This window comes from Olsenella sp. SW781 (genome assembly GCF_012027725.1).
In the GTDB taxonomy this organism is placed as follows: Bacteria; Actinomycetota; Coriobacteriia; order Coriobacteriales; family Atopobiaceae; genus Thermophilibacter.
In genome coordinates, this window is the sequence record NZ_SJOU01000004.1 from 14,899 (window position 1) to 33,038 (window position 18,140).

The following is an 18,140-nucleotide window of genomic DNA, read 5'->3' on the forward strand; positions in this document are numbered from 1 at the left end:
AATGAAGTACACCGACATCAAGGCCATGAGCGACGACGAGCTCGCCAAGAAGCTGGAGGAGGGCCGCGCCGAGCTGTTCAACCTCCGCTTCCAGATGGCCACGAGCCAGCTTGACAACACGGCCCGCGTCAAGACCGTGAAGAAGGACATCGCGCGCGTCCTCACCGAGCAGCGCGCCCGCCAGATCGCGGCTGAGAAGTCCGCCGCGCAGAACTAGATCGCAGGAGAATGACTATGGCTGAGACCGAGAAGAGGAACGCGCGCAAGGTCGTCACCGGGACGGTCGTCTCCATCTCTGGCGACAAGTCCATCACGGTGAAGATCGACTACCGCAAGCGTCACCCCAAGTACGGCAAGATGATGACCATCTCCAAGAAGCTCCACGCTCACGACGAGAAGAACGAGTGCGGCGTCGGCGACACCGTCACCGTCATGGAGACTCGTCCGCTTTCCAAGACCAAGCGTTGGCGTCTCGTGGAGATCGTCGAGCGCGCCAAGTAAGTATCAGTGACGAGCCCTGCCCACGTGCGTCGCACGTAAGGACGCACCTCTGGGCGGGCACACGTTCGGAGGAACACCAATGATTCAGATGGAGACCATGCTCAACGTCGCTGACAACAGCGGCGCTCGACGCGTGAAGTGCGTCAAGGTCCTCGGTGGCTCCAAGCGTCGCTACGCCGGCCTGGCCGACGTCATCATCGGCGCCGTGCAGGAGGCTACCCCGGGCGGTTCCGTGAAGAAGGGCGACATCGTCCGCTGCGTCATCGTGCGCACGGTCAAGGAGACCCGTCGCAAGGACGGCAGCTACATCCGCTTCGACCAGAACGCCTGCGTCCTGGTCAACAAGGATGGCGAGCCCAAGGGCACCCGTATCTTCGGGCCCGTCGCCCGCGAGCTGCGCGACCACAAGTACATGAAGATCGTCTCGCTCGCGCCTGAGACGCTCTAGGGAGTGAGGACGAATGGCTAAGATGCATGTGAAGAAGGGCGACAAGGTCGTCGTCCTCTCCGGTAAGGACAAGGGCAAGGAGGGCGAGATCCTCCGCGCCAAGCCCGCCGAGGGCAAGGTCATCGTTGAGGGCGTCGCCATGGTCAAGAAGGCCGTGCGCCCCAACGCCCAGAACCAGCAGGGCGGCATCATCGAGCAGGAGGCCGCGATCGACGCCTCCAACGTCATGCTCATCTGCCCGAGCTGCGGCAAGCCCACGCGCGTCGGTCACGACGTGAACGACGAGGGCAAGAAGGTCCGCGTGTGCAAGAAGTGCGGCGCCAAGTTCTAAGGGACTGACGACGCTCTGCCCGGGAGGCCCCGGTTTTCCTCCGAGAAGTGCGCTTTGCGGAACTTCTCTCCGGAAAACCGGGGCCTCCTTGCATGCAGTTTCAGGCTCAGGTCCTTAGAACTTGGCGTCGCCCTGGTCTGTGCTCCGTCTGGGGGCGTGTACTCAGATGTGGATTTGAGTACTGACAGATACTCAGATTCGCATCTGAGCGACTGCTCGGCGGAACGGTCCTGCGGAAACGTGTCATCGCGTGCGGCGGGCCGCGGCCGCTGATACTCAAATCCGGATTTGAGCGCAGCGGCATGCTCAGTTCCGGAAATGAGCAACGCCCCATGCTCAAATCCGTATCTGAGCGCCTGGCGGAGGAGCCATATAGCCTGGCGCGCAACGACAACCTGCGGGGTTGCGCAGCCTGCGCGCCCGTGGCGCCGGCACGCGGACCCTCAAGCCCCCGCCCGCGCACTCAAATCCGGATTTGCGTGCCAGCCCGTGCTCAGATGCGGAATTGAGTGAGGGGTGATGCTCAAATCCGGAACTGAGCGACTGCTCGGCGGAACGGTCCTGCGGAAACGTGTTATCGCGCGCGACGGGCCGTGGCAGCTGATACTCAAATCCGGATTTGAGTAGGGGGTGGCACTCAGATGCGGAACTGAGCGAGGCCGATGCTCGGAAGCGCATCTGAGTAGCGAGAAGGACGTTCGAGAAGAACGGGCGAGAAGGACGTGCCGCCGAGCGGGGTGGCCGAGAGTGAATGTGCATAAACGGTGCGTCGTTCTTCTCGGTTTTCCTTTTGTGGAGAAAGGGCGTATTATGTTTCCTTGCGTCTCTGGGTAGGGAGGATTCTGTCCAGTGCGCATGACAAGGCTCCCGGCCCCGCCAAGGCAGGGAGGTACGAGGTTGGAAACCCCGTGCTGAGAACCCCAAGAGTTGAAGGAGTGGACATGGCAGACAAGTACGTACCGCGTCTCAAGGAGCAGTACTTCGCCACCGTGCGTGACGAGCTCCAGAAGCAGTTCGGCTACAAGAACGTGCACCAGATTCCGAAGATCGAGAAGATCGTCGTGAACATGGGCGTCGGCGAGGCCGCCACGGACGCCAAGGCCATCGACGGTGCTGTCGCTGACCTGCGCGCCATCACGGGCCAGCAGCCCCTCGTGACCCACGCCCGCAAGTCCATCGCGACCTTCCACCTGCGCGCCGGCATGCCGATCGGCGCCAAGGTCACCCTGCGCGGCGACCGCATGTGGGAGTTCTTCGATCGTCTCATCTCCATCGCCATCCCGCGCATCCGCGACTTCCGCGGCATCTCCCCGAAGAGCTTCGACGGCCGTGGCAACTTCTCCATGGGCGTCACCGAGCAGCTCATCTTCCCGGAGATCGACTTCGACAAGATCGACCACACCCGCGGCATGGACATCACCATCGTGACCACCGCCCAGACCGACGAGGAGGGCAAGGCGCTGCTCAAGGCCTTCCACTTCCCGTTCAAGGCTGAGTAGGTCAAATACCGACAAAGGCGTCCCGGCGCGGCCGGGGCGCCCGGATTGCAATGAAGGAGGATTTGTGGCTAAGACATCGATGATCGTCAAGGCTCAGCGCGAGCCGAAGTTCTCGACGCGCAAGCAGAACCGCTGCCAGCGTTGTGGGCGTCCCCACTCCGTCTATCGCAAGTTCGGCCTCTGCCGCGTCTGCTTCCGCGAGCTTGCGAGCAAGGGCGAGCTTCCCGGCGTCCGCAAGGCGAGCTGGTAGGACCCCGGGGCTCTGGCGTCCAGGCGCTTGCGCCACGGGTGCGAGCGAACCGGACACGCAGGTTCATCATTACCGAAGGAGAATGATCCATGAAGATCACTGATCCCATTTCTGACATGCTGACGCGCATCCGCAACGCGAACGCCGCCAACAAGGCCGAGGTCTCCATGCCCTCGACCAAGGTGCTCGTCGAGATTGCCCGCGTCATCAGCGAGGAGGGATACATCGCCGGGTACGAGGTCGAGGACACGGCCCCGCAGAAGACCCTCCACATCACGCTCAAGTACGGCGCCCGTCACGCGAAGGTCATCCGTGGCATCCGCCGCATCTCCAAGCCCGGCCTGCGCATCTACTCCACCGCGGAGAAGCTCCCGCGCGTGCTCGGCGGCCTCGGCACCGCCGTCATCTCCACCTCCAAGGGCATGATGTGCGACCGCGACGCCCGCAAGCAGGGCATCGGCGGCGAGGTCATCGCCTACATCTGGTAACTCACGGCAGGAATGAAAGGAGACAACCGTGTCTCGTATTGGTAAGCAGCCTGTCCAGGTTCCCGCCGGAGTCACTGTGACAGTCAACGGCAGCACCGTCACCGTCAAGGGCGGCAAGGGCGAGCTCACCCGTACCTTCTCCGATCTCGTCGAGATCAAGGAGGAGGGCGAGGAGCTTCTCGTCGTCCGCGTGGACGAGTCCACCGCCTCCAACGCCCAGCAGGGCCTCACCCGCACCCTTCTCCACAACATGGTGATCGGCGTCTCCGAGGGCTTCGAGAAGAAGCTCGAGCTCACCGGCGTCGGCTACCGTGCCGCGCTCAAGGGCAAGGATCTTGACCTCTCGCTCGGCTACTCCCACCCGGTGGTCTACCCGGCCCCCGAGAACATCACCTTCGAGGTGCCCGACAACACCCACATCAACGTGAAGGGCATCTCCAAGGAGCAGGTCGGCCAGGTGGCCGCCGAGATCCGCATGAAGCGCCCGCCCGAGCCGTACAAGGGCAAGGGCATCCACTACGTGGGCGAGCACATCCGCAGGAAGCTCGGCAAGGCCGCCAAGTAGTCTTCGGCCAGGCAGCGAAAGACCATCACCCCGTCAGGTGATGGCACGTCTAAGGAGAAGGAATGAACAAGCAGCAGGCGAAGAAGGCCGGTCTCAAGCGCCGCGAGCGCCGCGTCCGCGCCAAGATCTTCGGCACCGCTGAGCGTCCGCGCCTCAGCGTGCACCGCACCAACGCAAACATCTACGCTCAGGTCATCGACGACGCCGACGGCAAGACCATCTGCTCTGCCTCGACCCTCGACCCCGAGTTCCGCGCCACGGGCAAGATCGGCTCCAACAAGGAGGCCGCTGAGTTCGTTGGTGAGCTCGTGGGCAAGCGTGCCGTCGAGAAGGGCGTCACCACGGTCACCTTCGACCGCGGTGGTCGCATCTATCACGGCCGTGTCAAGGCTCTGGCAGACGGTGCCCGCAACGCGGGCCTGAAGTTCTAGGAGGATTCAATGGCACGAGATCGTAAGCGCCAGCAGGACACGGATCTTCAGGAGCGCGTCGTCTACATCCACCGCGTCTCCAAGACCGTCAAGGGCGGCCGTCGCATGTCCCTCGTCGCCCTCGTGGCCGTCGGTGACGGCAAGGGCAACGTCGGCCTCGGCATGGGCAAGTCCGCCGAGGTGCCCCTGGCCATCCAGAAGGGCATCGAGGACGCCAAGAAGAACATGTTCCACGTGCCCGTAACCGAGCACGGCACCATCCCGCACACCGTCGAGGGCCACTACGGCGCCGGCCGCGTTCTCATCAAGCCGGCCATCGAGGGTACCGGCGTCATCGCCGGCGGCCCCGTCCGCCCGCTCTTCGAGCTCGCTGGCATCACCAACGTGCTCTCCAAGTCCCTCGGCACCAGCAACGCGATGAACATCATCAAGGCCGCCGCCGAGGGCCTCAAGGAGCTCTCCAGCCCCGAGCAGGCCGCCGAGCGCCGCGGCATGACCGTGGGCGAGATGTTTGTCGGGAAGGAGAACTAGCGATGGCTCAGTCCCTCAAGATCAAGCTCGTGCGCAGCGCCGTTGCCTCCGTCAAGAAGGACCAGACGGCCACCTGCCGCGCCCTCGGCCTCCGCAAGATCGGCGACGTCGTCGAGCAGCCGGACAACCCGAGCATTCGTGGAATGATCTTCAAGGTCAAGCACCTTGTCACCGTGGAAGAGAACTAGGAGTCACTCATGCAGCTCAACGATCTGCGTCCCGCGGAGGGCTCGCGCAAGAACCGCAAGCGCATCGGCCGCGGCAACTCGTCCGGTCACGGCACCACGGCCGGTCGCGGCACCAAGGGCCAGCTCTCCCGTTCCGGCGGCGGCAAGGGCAAGGGCTTCGAGGGCGGCCAGCAGCCGCTCGCGATGCGTCTCCCCAAGCTCCCCGGCTTCACCAACCACAACCGCGTCGAGTACGCCCCGGTGAACGTCGCCCGCCTCGAGGCGCTGTTCGCCGACGGTGAGACCGTCGACGCCGATTCCCTGGTTGCCAAGGGCGTCATCAAGCACAACTATATTCCCGTGAAGGTCCTCGGCGACGGCGAGCTGACCAAGAAGCTCACCGTCAAGGTGGACAAGGTCTCCGCCTCTGCCCAGGCTAAGATCGAGGCGGCCGGAGGAAAGGTCGAGCAGGCGTGCTAAAGGGAATCGCCAATGCGTTTCGCATTCCGGAACTGAGGCAGAAGCTCCTGCTGACGGCAGGCATCCTGCTGCTGTATCGCTTCGGCGCCTATCTGCCCGTTCCGGGCGCGCCGTTCCAGGAGATGCTCGGCGCCTATCAGGCCGGGCTCTCCTCGAGCGGTGCCATGGCCGTGCTCAACCTCTTCTCAGGTGGCGCGCTTTCCCGCATGTCCGTGTTCAGCCTCGGCATCATGCCCTATATCACCGCGCAGATTATTCTGCAGCTGCTGCAGGCCGTGATTCCGTCCCTCGGCGAGCTCGCAAAGGAGGGCGAGGCCGGCCAGCGTAAGATCACGCAGTATACGCGCTATCTCACGATCGGCCTCGCCCTGCTCAACGCCATCGGCTACCTATTCCTCTTCAGGAGCTACGGCGTGAGCTTCTCCAACATCGGGGTTCCCGAGCTTCTCCTTGACGTCATCGTCGTCTTCACCATGGTGGTCGGCGCGATGATCATCATGTGGCTCGGCGAGATCATCACCCAGCGCGGCGTGGGCAACGGCATGTCGCTCATCATCTTCGCGAACATCATGTCCGGCATCCCGACCGCCCTCATCACCTCCGTGACCGGCGTGGGCAACATCGTCCTCACCATCGTCACCCTCGTGGTGATCATCGCTGTCATCCCGCTCATCGTGTACGTGGAGCGCGGCCAGCGCCGCATTCCCATCCAGTATGCGAAGCGCGTCGTCGGGCGCAGGATGATGGGCGGGCAGTCCACCTATCTTCCGATCAAGGTGAACACCGCCGGCGTCGTGCCGATTATCTTCGCCTCGGCGATCCTGTATCTCCCGGCGCAGCTTGCGGTCTTTTTCCCCAACGTCGACTGGGTGCAGGCCTTCGCGAACGCGCTCTCTGCCGGCTGGATCAACTGGGTGCTTTCCGTCGTCCTGATCGTGGCCTTCGCCTACTTCTACTCCTCCATGGTGTTCAACCCCACGGAGACGGCTGATCAGCTGCGCAAGCAGGGCGGGTTCATCCCGGGCGTGCGTCCCGGCGCCGCGACGGCTGCCTACATCAAGAGCACGATCGACCACATCACGCTGCCTGGCGCCCTCTTCATGGCGGTCCTGGCCGTGGTGCCCACGATCATCTTCTCGTTCACCGGCAACTCGCTCATCCAGGCCTTCGGCGGGACCTCGGTCCTGATCATGGTCAGCGTTGCCATGGACACGCTCTCCTCCATCGAGAGCCAGCTCAAGATGCACAATTACGACGGCTTCTTCAAGTAGCGGTCGTGAAAGGGTAGAGCAAGGCAATCAGAAAGGCGGTCGGCATCATGAACATCGTTCTTCTCGGCGCTCCCGGCTCCGGCAAGGGCACCCAGGCGCAGAAGCTCGTGGCGGAGTACGGCTTTGCCCACATCTCCACCGGCGACCTTCTCAGGGCCGCCATCAAGGAGGGCTCCAAGCTTGGCAAGAAGGCGAAGGGCTACATGGATGCCGGCCAGCTCGTTCCCGATGCCCTGGTCGTCGACCTCGTCAAGGAGCGCCTCGAGGCCGATGACGCGCAGAAGGGCTTCATCCTCGACGGCTTCCCGCGCAACACCGCGCAGGCCGTGACGCTCGACTCCGAGCTCGCCGCGATGGGTCGCACGCTCGACGCCGCGCTGCTCATCTCGGTTGAGCCCGACGTCATCGTGGAGCGCCTGAGCTCGCGTCGCACCTGCCGCGCCTGCGGCTACACCGCCCCCGCCGGCGTTGACACCTGCCCGCGCTGCGGCGGCGAGATGTACCAGCGTGACGACGACAAGCCGGAGACGATTCAGCATCGCCTGGACGTCTACGAGTCCCAGACGTCTCCGCTGATTGAGTACTACAAGGGACACGCGATCCTCAAGGAGGTTGACGGAGATCGTCCCGTCGACGAGGTGTATGCCGACGTCAAGACGCTCCTCGCTCTATGATCAACATAAAGTCACCTGTTGAGATCGAGCAGATGAAGGCCGCCGGGGCTCTGTCCAAGGCGGCCCTTCGTCGTGCCGGGGCATGTGTGCGACCCGGCGTCACCACCAAGGAGCTCGATCAGGTCGTGGAGGGCTTCATCCGCCTTCACGGCGCCGTCCCCACCTTCAAGGGATATGGCGGATTTCCGGGCAGCATCTGCTCGTCCGTGAACGAGCAGATCGTCCACGGCATCCCGTCGCCCGCCGTCGTGCTCCAGGAGGGCGACATCATCTCCATCGACACCGGCGCCACCTACCAGGGCTGGGTCGGAGACAACGCGTGGACCTTCTACGTGGGCGAGCCCTCCGAGGAGTGGCGCGCCCTCTGCGAGTGCACGCGCGACTGCCTCAAGGCCGCGATCGAGCAGGCGGTCCCCGGCAACCACCTCGGCGACATCGGCGCCGCGGTCCAGGAGCTCGCCGAGTCGAACGGCTATGGCGTGGTCCGCGACTACGTGGGCCATGGTGTCGGGCGCGTCATGCACGAGGACCCCGAGGTCAGGAACTACGGCAGGCGCGGGCGTGGCGTGCGCCTGCAGGCCGGCATGGTCATCGCGATCGAGCCCATGATCACGCTCGGCACCTATCAGTGCGAGACGCTCGCCAACGGCTGGACCGTCGTCACCCGCGACGGCCTTCCTGCCGCGCACTACGAGAACACCGTCGCCGTCACCGAGGACGGGCCCGTCATCCTCACGCAGGACGAGAAGGGCCCGTGGTGTCCGATGGAGGGCGGCGCCGAGGAGTAGGCACCTCATCGTCCACGCTGCATTGACGCTGTTATGTGCGTCTGGTGCAGCGTGGACGAGCATGTGAATTTTAGGTATGATTGTTGGTCGCTGTAAGAGCGGGGAAGGGTGTGATTTTGAGCAAGCAGGACGCTATCGAGCTCGAGGGCAAGGTCGTCGAGCCACTGCCCAACGCGATGTTCAACGTTGAGCTTGAGAACGGCAAGACCATTCTCTGCACCATCTCGGGGAAGATCAGGATGAACTACATCCGCATCCTCCCCGGCGACCGGGTCGTTGTGGAGATTTCTCCCTACGACCTCACGAGGGGACGCATCACCTACCGCTACAAGTAGGGTCCCCACACACAGCCTGGGATATTCACGCCAGCGGCTGGGCGAGGAGATAGGTTCGTATCAGCACTAACCGGAAGGAAAGTCTCATGAAGGTACGTCCTTCGGTCAAGAAGATGTGCGACAAGTGCAAGATCATTCGTCGCCACGGCAAGGTCTACGTCATCTGCGAGAACCCGCGCCACAAGCAGCGTCAGGGCTAAGGAAGGAGCTCCAAGTTGGCCCGTATTAACGGCGTCGACCTGCCGCGCGACAAGCGCGTCGAGGTCGGACTCACCTACGTCTACGGCATCGGCCAGACCCGCGCCACCAAGATCTGCGCGGAGACCGGTGTGAACCCCGACACCCGCGTCAAGGACCTCACCGAGGACGAGGTCACGAAGATTCGTGACTTCATCGACGCGAACTACACCACCGAGGGCGACCTTCGCCGCGAGGTGCGTCAGAACACCGCCCGCCTGATGGAGATCGGCTGCTACCGCGGCCTCCGTCACCGCAAGGGCCTCCCTGTCCACGGCCAGCGCACCCACACCAACGCTCGCACCCGCAAGGGCAAGAAGCGTCAGATCGGTGCCAAGAAGAGGGGCTAGGGAGTAGACAATGCCGCAGAAGAAGAACCAGCGCACCACGCGCGTGCGCCGCTCCGAGCGCAAGAACATCGCCGTGGGCCAGGCCCACATCAAGAGCACGTTCAACAACACGATCGTCTCGATCACCGATCCCCAGGGCAACGTGATCTCCTGGCAGTCCGGCGGCACCGTCGGCTTCAAGGGCTCCCGTAAGTCCACGCCGTTCGCCGCGCAGCTCGCCGCCGAGGCCGCTGCCAAGGCGGCCATGGAGCACGGCCTGCACAAGGTCGCCGTCTTCGTGAAGGGTCCCGGCTCCGGCCGCGAGACCGCCATCCGTTCCCTCCAGGCCGCCGGCCTCGAGGTTTCGGGCATCCAGGACAAGACCCCCATCGCGCACAACGGCTGCCGTCTGAGCAAGCGTCGTCGCGTGTAGCTAGGAGGAGTATCAATGGCTATCGATAGGACCCCGGTCCTCAAGAGGTGCCGCCAGCTCGGCATCGACCCCGTTGTGATGGGTATCAACAAGACCTCCAACCGCGAGCCCAAGCGTCGTCGCCGCCAGGAGAGCGAGTACGGCATCCAGCTCCGCGAGAAGCAGAAGGCCAAGTTCATCTACGGCGTTCTCGAGAAGCAGTTCCACGGCTACTACGAGAAGGCCCTCAAGCTCGAGGGCATCACCGGCGACAACCTGATGGCCCTTCTCGAGCGCCGTCTTGACAACGTCGTCTTCCGCCTCGGCTTTGCCCGCACCCGCAAGGAGGCCCGTCAGACCGTCCGCCACGGCCACATCACCGTGAACGGCCGTCGCGTCGACATCCCCTCCTTCCAGGTGAAGGCCGGCGACGTCGTCGCCGTGGCCGACAAGGCCAAGGACCTGCTCCCCATCAAGGAGGCCCTCATCTCCTCCGAGCACATGGCCGTTCCCGCCTGGCTCGAGGTTGACATCGAGAAGCTCAAGGGCACCGTCCTCCAGCTCCCCACGCGCGATCAGATCGACCTTGACATCGACGCGCAGCTGATCGTCGAGCTCTACTCCAAGTAAGCCCGACCAGATTTGGAGGTAGCAATGTCCGAATTCATCCGACCGCAGGTGTCGGTAGAGGAGATCAGCGAGAACCTCGCCCGCGTGAGCGCCGAGCCGCTCGAGCGTGGCTATGGCGACACGCTTGGCAACTCCCTCCGTCGCGTCCTGCTCTCGTCGCTGTCTGGCGCGGCCGTCGAGGCCATCCAGATCGACGGCGTGCAGCATGAGTTCACGACCGTCGAGGGCGTCTACGAGGACGTCACCGACATCGTGCTCAACGTCAAGGGGCTGGTCTTCCGCTCCATGGGAACCGGCGACGAGGCCGAGGCGTCCCTGTCCGTCGACGGCCCGATGACCGTCACGGGCGGCGACTTTGACATCCCGGCCGAGTTCGAGCTCGTCAACCCGGATCACGTCATCTGCACGCTCGGCGCGGGCGCCCACCTCACCATGAAGATGCGCGTTGGCGTCGGCCGCGGCTACGTGTCCGGCGAGGACAACGAGCGCGAGAGCGACCCGATCGGCATCATTCACGTCGACTCGCTCTACTCGCCCGTCAAGCGCTGCGCCAAGGCCGTCGAGGCCTGCCGCGTCGGCCGTCACACCGACTACGACCGCCTCGTGCTCGAGGTGGAGACCAACGGCTCCATCTCCCCGCGTGACGCCGTCGTCGAGGCCGCCAACATCATCAACCAGCACATGACCGCGTTCATGAGCCTGACCGATGAGGACGAGCCGGTCGAGGATGCCTCCATCTTCGCCACGGGCACCGTCGAGGACAACGTCGAGCTCGACAAGCAGATCGAGGACCTGGACCTCTCCGTCCGCTCCTACAACTGCCTCAAGCGCGCCGGCATCCACTCCGTGCGCCAGCTCGTGGAGTTCTCCGAGAACGACCTTCTCAACATCAGAAACTTTGGCGTCAAGTCCATCGAGGAAGTCAAGGACAAGCTCGAGACCATGGGCCTGTCCCTCAAGGCCTAGGCGCGCCGGATTTAGGAGAAGCAAGAAATGCGACACAACAAGAAGAGGGGCATGAAGCTCGGCACCGACGCCAGCCACACCAAGGCCATGAAGAAGAGCCTCATCCGTGCCCTGTTTGAGAACGACCGCATCAAGACCCTCGACCAGCGCGCCAAGGCCGTCCGCGGCGACGTTGACAAGGTTATCACCTGGGCCAAGAAGGGCGACATCGCGAGCCGTCGCCTCGCCATCGCCAAGGTGGGCGACAAGGAGCTCGTCCGCGAGGTCTTCGAGAAGGCCGCGCAGGGCATGTGGGCCGACCGCAACGGCGGCTACACCCGCATCATGAAGCTCGGCCCCCGCAAGGGCGACGCCGCCGAGGTCGTGATTCTTGAGCTCGTGACCGAGCCCGTCACGCCCAAGGCCGCCCCCAAGGCCAAGGTCACCAAGGTCGAGGCCGCCCCGGTCGAGGAGGCCGCTCCCGCCGAGGAGAAGGACGCCGAGTAGCGTTCCTGGCAAAGACGGTAACTTCGAGCCCCGGCCCTGCCGGGGCTCTTTGCGTGCCGGGGCATGATGGGGCTGTCGAGAAGTACGAACGGGAGGTGAGCGCATGATCGAGCTAAGTGACGTGGGGTTCTCCTACGGCACCGCCGATGTTCTGCGCGGCGTCTCGCTCGTCGTGCGCCCCGGCGAGCGCGTCGTGCTGCTCGGGAGGAACGGGTCTGGCAAGTCGACCCTCTCCCGGCTCGTGAACGGCTCGCTGGCCGCCCGCTCCGGCGAGGTGGCCGTGGATGGCGTCGCATCGACCCCCGAGACGAGAAGGGCCATCGCCTCCGCGGTCGGCTACGTGCGCCAGGACCCCAGGAACCAGATCGTGAGCCCACTCGTGCTCGATGAGGTCGAGTTTGGCCCTCGCAACCTCGGCCTGCCCCGGGAGGAGGTGCGGAGGCGCGCTGAGAGAGCCCTGGAGGCGTGCGGGATCGACCGGCTGCGCACCCGCATGACCGACGAGCTCTCGGGGGGTCAGCAGCAGCTCCTCTCCCTCGCGGGCGTCCTTGCGATGGAGCCGCGCTACCTCGTTCTGGATGAGGCTGGATCCCATCTGGACGAGGCCTCGCGCGCCGTCATCGCCGACCTTGTGCGCCGTCTCGTGCGTGGGGGGACGGGCGTTCTCGAGGTGGCGCACGGTCCCGAGGCGCTCTTCGGCGCCTCGCGCGTCGTCGTGCTGGAGGGGGGCCGCATCGCCTGGGAGGGGCTCCCCGACGACTTCCTGCGCTCCGAGGGTGCGCTCAAGGCGAGCGGCCTTGCCGACGACCCGCTTGTGGCCCCCCTGGCCGAGCTCGTGAGGGGCGGCGGCATGCTGGGGGAGCGGCCCGATCCCGCCGCCCTTGCCGCCGTGCTCACGGGGTCGGACGTCCCCGGAGGGGAGGTCGGGCGCTCGGGACGGCATAGGCTCGAGCTCCGGAACGCGAGCGTCAGCTATGACGGGCTCGTCGCGCTGGACGACGTCACGCTCGCCTGCTCGGGCGTCACGCTCCTGCTCGGCGCCTCGGGGTCGGGCAAGACCACGGCGGCGCGCACGCTCGCCGGGGTGCTCGCCCCTGACGCCGGAGGCGCGCTGCTTGATGGGGCGCCCGTGAGCGCGGGGGAGGTCGGCCTCTCCTTCCAGCGCCCCGAGGACCAGCTCTTTGCTGACACGGTCCTCGAGGACCTCTCCTTCGCCCCGCGCATGCTCGGCCTGAGCCCCGAGGAGGCGGATGTGCGCGCGCACGAGGCGGCGGAGCGCCTGGGGGTGGCGGGGGACCTGCTCGATCGATCTCCCTTCGAGCTCTCGGGCGGTCAGATGCGCCGCGTGGCGCTTGCCGGCGTCCTGGCGGCGCATCCGCGCGCCTGCGTCTTCGACGAGCCCTCCGCCGGCCTGGACGCCCCGGCGCGCAGGGCGCTGCGCGAGCTCGTCTCGTCGCTCGCGCGAGAGGGGGTGGCGGCGCTCGTGGTGACCCACGATGCCGCTGAGTGGCTCGACGTCGCAGATGACGTGGTCCTTCTCGCCAGAGGGCGCGTCGTTGCGCGGGTCGAGGCGAAGGAGGCCGCGCGCTCGCCCGAGCTCTTCCGCGCGGCGGGCATGGAGCCGCCGCTTCTGGTCCGCGCGCGGGCGATGGCGCAGGGGGATTCCCATGCGTAGGATGCTTGCCCCGGGGGCATATAGACCAGGCGAGACGCTCGTGCACGGGATAGACGCGCGCGTGAAGATCGTGGCGCTGCTCGTGGCGTCGGCGACGGCCTTTGCCGCCCCCGCGCCGCGGGGGGTCGTCGTCGTGGCGGCGGGGCTTCTCGTGGCGCTCGCCGCGAGCGGGACCTCACCGCGCCGCGTGCTCATGGCGCTTCGACCGGCGCTCGTCATCCTGGGCATTTCCCTTCTGGCGAACGGCGTCGTGCTCGTGGGGCAGCCGGGGGTCTCGGTAGAGGGCCTCGCGCGCTCGGCCACGGCCATTGTGAGAATCGTTATCGTGGTGGGCCTTGCGCTCGTGTTCTCGTCCACCACGATGCCGCCCGCCATTGCCGACGGCATCGCCGCGCTCATGGCGCCCCTCGCCCGCCTGGGCGTGCCCGTGGGCGGGCTGTCGACGGCCGTGTCGGTTGCCCTGCGCTTCATCCCGCTCGCCTCCGAGGAGGTCGAGCGCATCAGGTGCGCGCAGCGGGCGCGTGGCGCGAGGCTTGACGAGGGGGGCGTTATCAGGCGCCTATCGGGCTGGGGGCAGGTGCTCGTGCCGCTTGTCGTGAGCCTCTTCCGCCGCGCCGACGAGCTGGCCGCCGCGATGGAGGACCGCTGCTTCACGGGCGAGCAGACCTCGATGCGGGGTCGCCTCGCCCGCGGCGACGTCGCGGTCCTTCTCGGCGTGGCGGCATGGGCGGCGTGCGCGCTGCTCGCCTAGGGCGAGGCGGCGCCCCGGTCGGGGCGCCGCCTCGCGGCGGCCGTGCTACCCTTGCATGAGGGAAGGAAGGAGACCCATGTCAGACGGCGGGACCCTCGTCATACGGCTCGGCTACCGCGGCGCGGGGTTTGCCGGCTTCGCGGAGCAGCCCGGCGGCGTGCGCACCGTCGCGGGGGAGCTGCGGCGCGCGCTCGAGACCGCGCTCCGGCGCCCCTGCGAGCTCGTCTGCGCCGGCAGGACCGACGCGGGCGTCCACGCGCTCTCGCAGTACGTGAGCGTGCCCGTCTCGGGCGAGGAGCTCGCGCTCCCGGGCGCAAGGCTCGTCCGCTCGCTCGTGGCGCTCACCCCGGATGACATCTCCATCCGGGGCATCTACCGGGCCCCCGAGGGCTTCTCGGCCCGCTTTGACGCCGTGAGCCGCAGCTATCGGTATCGAATCGCCACGACGGAGGCGCGCCCCGTGCTGGCGTGGGACCACGCATGGTGGTACCGGGGGCGGCTCGACGTCGAGGCCATGGCGATCGCGGCGAGGCCCCTGCTCGGCGAGCATGACTTCAGGAGCTTCTGCAAGGCCTCCTCGGCCGTGGACAAGCCGACCTGCCGCTACGTGTCCGCGCTCGACGTGTCGCGGGTCGAGGAGGCGGGCGAGGAGCTCGTAGCGATCGACGTGACCGGCAACGCGTTCCTGCACAACATGGTGCGCACCATCGCCGGGACGCTCGTGGAGGTGGGGCGAGGGCACCGCGACCCGTCCTGGGTCGAGGGGGTGCTCGCGGTGCGCGAGCGCACGGCGGCCGGCCCCTGCGCGCCCGCGAAAGGACTGACCTTCGTCGGGGTAGAATACCCCGAGCTAACTCTGGCGCCCTGGGAGTAGCCTCCTTCGGGCGCATGCCTGTTTGGAGGATGCCGTGGAGCTCATCGTTCACGTGCTCGAGCACAGCCTCTGGGACACGCTCGAGCTGGTTCCCTTCCTGCTCGTCACCTACCTCGCGATGGAGGCGATAGAGCACTCGGCGAGCGCGCACGTGCAGGCCGCCGTCGAGCGGTCCGGCAAGGCGGGCCCCGTCGTGGGGGCGGTCCTGGGGGCGCTCCCGCAGTGCGGGTTCTCCGCGATGGCGGCGACGCTCTATGCGGGGCGCGTGGTCACGGCGGGAACGCTCGTCGCGGTGATCCTCTCGACCTCGGACGAGATGGTGCCCGTGTTCCTGGCGCATCAGGAGCCCCTGGCGCGCATGCTCGCCATCGTGGGCGCCAAGGTCGCCGCGGGCGTTGCGGTGGGGCTGCTCGTCGACGTGGCGCTGCGCCTCTGGCATCGCGCGGGGGACGGTCACCTGCACATCCACGAGCTCTGCGAGCGCGAGCACTGCCGCTGCGACGACGGGGGCCACGAGCACGGCCATGGGCACGGCCATGGGCACGGCCATGGCAGGTGGGCGATCCTGCGCTCCGCGCTCGTCCACACGGTTCAGGTGACCTTCTTCATCTACGTGGTGACCTTCGCCTTTGGCCTGCTGATCGAGCTGGTGGGGCAAGACGCCCTCGGCGCGCTTCTCGCCAACCACCCCGTGCGCGCGACCTTCCTCGCGGCGCTCGTGGGACTCATTCCCAACTGCGGGGCGAGCGTGGCGATCACGGAGCTCTACCTCGACGGCGTGCTCGGCGCGGGCCCCATGCTCGCGGGGCTTCTTGCGTCGGGCGGCGTCGGCCTGCTCGTGCTCTGGCGCACCAATGCCGACGTGCGTCAGAACGCGGCGATCACGGTCTTCGTGTACGTGGTCGCGGTGGTGATTGGCCTTGTGGCGGGGGCCTCGGGTATCCTGTTGTAGATTTGGGTCGCGCGAGAAGGGGAGGCGAGGGCCATGCCGATGCGAAAGAGGGAGCGCTTCGAGAGGACCGACGTTCCTGAGGGAGGCCCGTACCGGAACGTGATCGGCGCCGTCGTGTGCGTGGTCGTGCTTGCCGCCGCCGCCCTGATAGTCCACTTCGTCTGGGAGCGCGTGACCCTCGAGAGCCGCCTTGGCGACGTCGGGCTCTCGGACTCCCTCTCCGCCCAGCCCGCCTCGACCGTCACCGAGGGGACCTCCTACGTCGCCTCGACGGACGACCACGAGACCGTCCTTCTCCTCACGACGGACGACCTCGAGTCCGGCGCGCTCTCGGCCGTCAGGATCCTCGACGTCAACCGCACCCAGGGCACGGCCGTGCTCGCCAACGTGCCGGTGACGGCGCGGGTGACCTCGGGCGAGACGGCCTCCTCCGTGGCGGACCTCTTCGCGGCGTCCGGGGGCTCCGCGTGCGTGGCGCCGCTGTCCCAGGCGACGGGCGCCTCCTTCGACCACGTGGTCGTGGCGACGGGGGACGTCGTGGAAGAGGCGGCCTCGCTTGCGGGGACGGGCGCTTCCGAGCTCGTGCGCTCGGCCTCGGGCCTGCTCGCCAAGATGAGGACGGACATGGACGCGGCGGATCTTCTCGCCCTCGCCGAGTCGCTCTCCTCCGTTGGGACGGCCAACATCGCCGTGGCGGAGGCGCCGGTCGCCCCGGAGACCGTCACGGACGAGGCGGGCAACGTCGTCGAGACGGGGCTGCAGCTCGTCGACCGCGTGCAGCTCTGCGCCACGCTCGGGCTCATCGTCCCGGCGGCATAGGGCCGGGCCGTCTGCGCGGGGCGTCCGACGTACACGTGACGTCCATCACTGTGCTCATTTTGCCAAGGCTTTCCGCGTGCGTTCAGCTGCGCGTCTGTGCCTGATACCCTAGGTTTCGTGGTCTGGCACGTTGCCCCGCGACGGGGCAGAAGGACGCGGGCATGACGCATTACACGCCGACATCGCCGAAGGTCTCGGTGCTCATGGTGTCCCATGACGCCGAGAAGACCGTGCGACGCGCCGTGGAGAGCCTCCAGAACCAGACCTTTGGGAACTTCGAGCTCATCGTCGTGGATGCCGGCTCGACCGACGAGACGACGCGCCTGCTCTCGGCGCTCGCGGACCGGGACATGCGCGTCTCGGTGGCGCAGGCGGGGGAGTGCGGGCGCCAGGACGCCCTCAATCTTGCGCTCGACCGCGCCCGCGGCGACTACCTGCTCGTCTTCGACGCGGACGGCTGGGCTGACCCGACGATGCTCGAGGAGCTCGCGGAGCGGGCGGAGTCGGGCGCGCTCGAGCTCGTCATCGGCGGATTCTCGCTCTCCCTCTCCGTGGGCGGCGGCCGCTCGGCGCGCGCCGAGGTCGCGTCGGAGGCGCGCGTCTTTCCGACGCAGCACGACTTTCGCTCCTATGCCTGGCAGCTCCTCGCGGAGGGGCAGCTCCTCCCCGCGAGCGGCAAGCTCTTCTCGCGTGCGCTCGTCGAGCGATGCGGCGCCCGCTTCTCCCAGGGGAGCGGGTCCGACCACTCCTTCGTGACGCGCTGCCTCGCCGACGTCGAGCGGGTGGCCGTGGTCGCGGGCGCCCGCTACCACGTCTCCCGGGGCATCCCGCGCGGGCCTCGCGACGTGGCGGACGGCTATCGGCGGCTCGAGGAGGAGCACGCCGCCCTTCTCGCCCTCTACGAGAGCTGGGGGCTCGACGGGGACGCCGCGAGCGTCGAGGCGATTCAGGACCGCTACATCGAGCAGCTCATGGACTGCGTCGAGCGCGTCTGCGGGCGGGGGAGCCGCATGGGCTCCGCCGACCAGCGCCGCCTGGTGGCGCAGATGATCGACACCGACCGCGCCCAGGTGGCGGCGAGCGTCGCGCGCCCGCGGGGCAGCGCGGTTCGGGCCATGCTCGCCCCCATACGGGCGCGGAACGTCCCCCTCGTGTGCGCGCAGACGCGCCTGATCTCCCTCATTCGTCCGGGTATTGCGGACGTCACCCCTGACCTCTTTGTATAGAATGATTCTAGGTTACGTACGAAA

28 protein-coding genes are annotated in these 18,140 nt (G+C 66.7%); all 28 read left to right on the plus strand.

The genetic code is table 11. The annotated features are described in order from the left end of the window. Window position 1 precedes the first annotated feature (1 nt). The 28 genes from rpmC (at window position 2) to E0L17_RS03175 (ending at window position 18,116) form a co-directional block, all read left to right on the plus strand. Entirely contained in the window at window positions 2-217 is a 216-nt protein-coding gene (gene rpmC / locus E0L17_RS03040; protein ID WP_075279259.1) for a 50S ribosomal protein L29, read from the plus strand. Between the two features lie 17 nt (window positions 218-234). Continuing rightward, complete coding sequence (gene rpsQ / locus E0L17_RS03045) at window positions 235-501, plus strand: 30S ribosomal protein S17 (RefSeq protein WP_075279260.1); 267 nt, start codon at window positions 235-237, stop codon at window positions 499-501. 79 nt (window positions 502-580) lie between these two features. Then, window positions 581-949, plus strand: coding sequence for a 50S ribosomal protein L14 (gene rplN, locus E0L17_RS03050; protein ID WP_075279261.1), 369 nt, complete (start codon window positions 581-583; stop codon window positions 947-949). Between the two features lie 13 nt (window positions 950-962). Beyond that, a complete protein-coding gene (gene rplX, locus E0L17_RS03055; protein ID WP_286163253.1) occupies window positions 963-1,280 on the plus strand; it encodes a 50S ribosomal protein L24 in 318 nt (105 codons plus the stop codon). A 941-nt stretch (window positions 1,281-2,221) separates the two neighbouring features. Beyond that, the gene (gene rplE / locus E0L17_RS03060; RefSeq protein ID WP_075279263.1) at window positions 2,222-2,779 is read left to right on the plus strand and encodes a 50S ribosomal protein L5; all 558 of its coding nucleotides are present in this window, start codon (window positions 2,222-2,224) and stop codon (window positions 2,777-2,779) included. Window positions 2,780-2,843: 64 nt separating this feature from the next. Then, window positions 2,844-3,029, plus strand: a complete 186-nt coding sequence (locus E0L17_RS03065; RefSeq protein WP_075279264.1) for a type Z 30S ribosomal protein S14 — start codon at window positions 2,844-2,846, stop codon at window positions 3,027-3,029. 89 nt (window positions 3,030-3,118) lie between these two features. After that, a complete protein-coding gene (rpsH, locus tag E0L17_RS03070; RefSeq protein ID WP_167929801.1) occupies window positions 3,119-3,517 on the plus strand; it encodes a 30S ribosomal protein S8 in 399 nt (132 codons plus the stop codon). A gap of 28 nt (window positions 3,518-3,545) precedes the next feature. After that, complete coding sequence (gene rplF, locus E0L17_RS03075) at window positions 3,546-4,082, plus strand: 50S ribosomal protein L6 (protein ID WP_167929802.1); 537 nt, start codon at window positions 3,546-3,548, stop codon at window positions 4,080-4,082. Between the two features lie 62 nt (window positions 4,083-4,144). Beyond that, window positions 4,145-4,513, plus strand: coding sequence for a 50S ribosomal protein L18 (gene rplR, locus E0L17_RS03080; protein WP_075279267.1), 369 nt, complete (start codon window positions 4,145-4,147; stop codon window positions 4,511-4,513). Window positions 4,514-4,522: 9 nt separating this feature from the next. Continuing rightward, window positions 4,523-5,044, plus strand: coding sequence for a 30S ribosomal protein S5 (rpsE, locus tag E0L17_RS03085; RefSeq protein ID WP_075279268.1), 522 nt, complete (start codon window positions 4,523-4,525; stop codon window positions 5,042-5,044). 2 nt (window positions 5,045-5,046) lie between these two features. Further along, on the plus strand, window positions 5,047-5,232 hold the full coding sequence (rpmD, locus tag E0L17_RS03090; RefSeq protein ID WP_075279269.1) for a 50S ribosomal protein L30: 186 nt from the start codon (window positions 5,047-5,049) through the stop codon (window positions 5,230-5,232). Between the two features lie 9 nt (window positions 5,233-5,241). Next, the gene (gene rplO, locus E0L17_RS03095; protein ID WP_075279270.1) at window positions 5,242-5,691 is read left to right on the plus strand and encodes a 50S ribosomal protein L15; all 450 of its coding nucleotides are present in this window, start codon (window positions 5,242-5,244) and stop codon (window positions 5,689-5,691) included. Further along, window positions 5,685-6,962 (plus strand): preprotein translocase subunit SecY, encoded by a 1,278-nt coding sequence (secY, locus tag E0L17_RS03100; protein WP_167929803.1) that lies wholly within the window; start codon window positions 5,685-5,687, stop codon window positions 6,960-6,962. The genes rplO and secY overlap by 7 nt, the downstream gene beginning before the upstream one ends. Window positions 6,963-7,009: 47 nt before the next feature. Continuing rightward, the gene (locus tag E0L17_RS03105) at window positions 7,010-7,636 is read left to right on the plus strand and encodes an adenylate kinase (RefSeq protein WP_167929804.1); all 627 of its coding nucleotides are present in this window, start codon (window positions 7,010-7,012) and stop codon (window positions 7,634-7,636) included. After that, complete coding sequence (gene map, locus E0L17_RS03110) at window positions 7,633-8,424, plus strand: type I methionyl aminopeptidase (RefSeq protein ID WP_167929805.1); 792 nt, start codon at window positions 7,633-7,635, stop codon at window positions 8,422-8,424. Before E0L17_RS03105 ends, map begins: the two co-directional genes overlap by 4 nt. A gap of 116 nt (window positions 8,425-8,540) precedes the next feature. Then, on the plus strand, window positions 8,541-8,759 hold the full coding sequence (infA, locus tag E0L17_RS03115) for a translation initiation factor IF-1 (protein WP_072374229.1): 219 nt from the start codon (window positions 8,541-8,543) through the stop codon (window positions 8,757-8,759). An 86-nt stretch (window positions 8,760-8,845) separates the two neighbouring features. Next, window positions 8,846-8,959 (plus strand): 50S ribosomal protein L36, encoded by a 114-nt coding sequence (rpmJ, locus tag E0L17_RS03120; RefSeq protein ID WP_013252436.1) that lies wholly within the window; start codon window positions 8,846-8,848, stop codon window positions 8,957-8,959. A gap of 15 nt (window positions 8,960-8,974) precedes the next feature. Beyond that, entirely contained in the window at window positions 8,975-9,346 is a 372-nt protein-coding gene (gene rpsM, locus E0L17_RS03125) for a 30S ribosomal protein S13 (protein ID WP_075279273.1), read from the plus strand. A gap of 10 nt (window positions 9,347-9,356) precedes the next feature. After that, complete coding sequence (gene rpsK / locus E0L17_RS03130) at window positions 9,357-9,758, plus strand: 30S ribosomal protein S11 (RefSeq protein ID WP_075279274.1); 402 nt, start codon at window positions 9,357-9,359, stop codon at window positions 9,756-9,758. A gap of 15 nt (window positions 9,759-9,773) precedes the next feature. After that, window positions 9,774-10,367 (plus strand): 30S ribosomal protein S4, encoded by a 594-nt coding sequence (gene rpsD, locus E0L17_RS03135; protein ID WP_167929806.1) that lies wholly within the window; start codon window positions 9,774-9,776, stop codon window positions 10,365-10,367. A gap of 24 nt (window positions 10,368-10,391) precedes the next feature. Further along, window positions 10,392-11,333 (plus strand): DNA-directed RNA polymerase subunit alpha, encoded by a 942-nt coding sequence (locus tag E0L17_RS03140; RefSeq protein WP_167929807.1) that lies wholly within the window; start codon window positions 10,392-10,394, stop codon window positions 11,331-11,333. Between the two features lie 27 nt (window positions 11,334-11,360). After that, on the plus strand, window positions 11,361-11,819 hold the full coding sequence (gene rplQ, locus E0L17_RS03145) for a 50S ribosomal protein L17 (protein ID WP_167929808.1): 459 nt from the start codon (window positions 11,361-11,363) through the stop codon (window positions 11,817-11,819). Window positions 11,820-11,922: 103 nt separating this feature from the next. Then, entirely contained in the window at window positions 11,923-13,494 is a 1,572-nt protein-coding gene (locus tag E0L17_RS03150; protein WP_167929809.1) for an ABC transporter ATP-binding protein, read from the plus strand. Then, window positions 13,487-14,245 (plus strand): energy-coupling factor transporter transmembrane component T family protein, encoded by a 759-nt coding sequence (locus E0L17_RS03155; RefSeq protein ID WP_167929810.1) that lies wholly within the window; start codon window positions 13,487-13,489, stop codon window positions 14,243-14,245. Before E0L17_RS03150 ends, E0L17_RS03155 begins: the two co-directional genes overlap by 8 nt. A 76-nt stretch (window positions 14,246-14,321) precedes the next feature. After that, complete coding sequence (gene truA, locus E0L17_RS03160) at window positions 14,322-15,119, plus strand: tRNA pseudouridine(38-40) synthase TruA (protein WP_286163258.1); 798 nt, start codon at window positions 14,322-14,324, stop codon at window positions 15,117-15,119. 34 nt (window positions 15,120-15,153) lie between these two features. Further along, the gene (locus E0L17_RS03165) at window positions 15,154-16,071 is read left to right on the plus strand and encodes a putative manganese transporter (protein WP_353652940.1); all 918 of its coding nucleotides are present in this window, start codon (window positions 15,154-15,156) and stop codon (window positions 16,069-16,071) included. Window positions 16,072-16,104: 33 nt separating this feature from the next. Next, window positions 16,105-16,890: a hypothetical protein gene (locus E0L17_RS03170; RefSeq protein ID WP_167929813.1), complete on the plus strand. Its 786-nt coding sequence runs from the start codon at window positions 16,105-16,107 to the stop codon at window positions 16,888-16,890. A gap of 161 nt (window positions 16,891-17,051) precedes the next feature. Beyond that, entirely contained in the window at window positions 17,052-18,116 is a 1,065-nt protein-coding gene (locus E0L17_RS03175) for a glycosyltransferase family 2 protein (protein ID WP_167929814.1), read from the plus strand. Window positions 18,117-18,140: the final 24 nt, after the last annotated feature.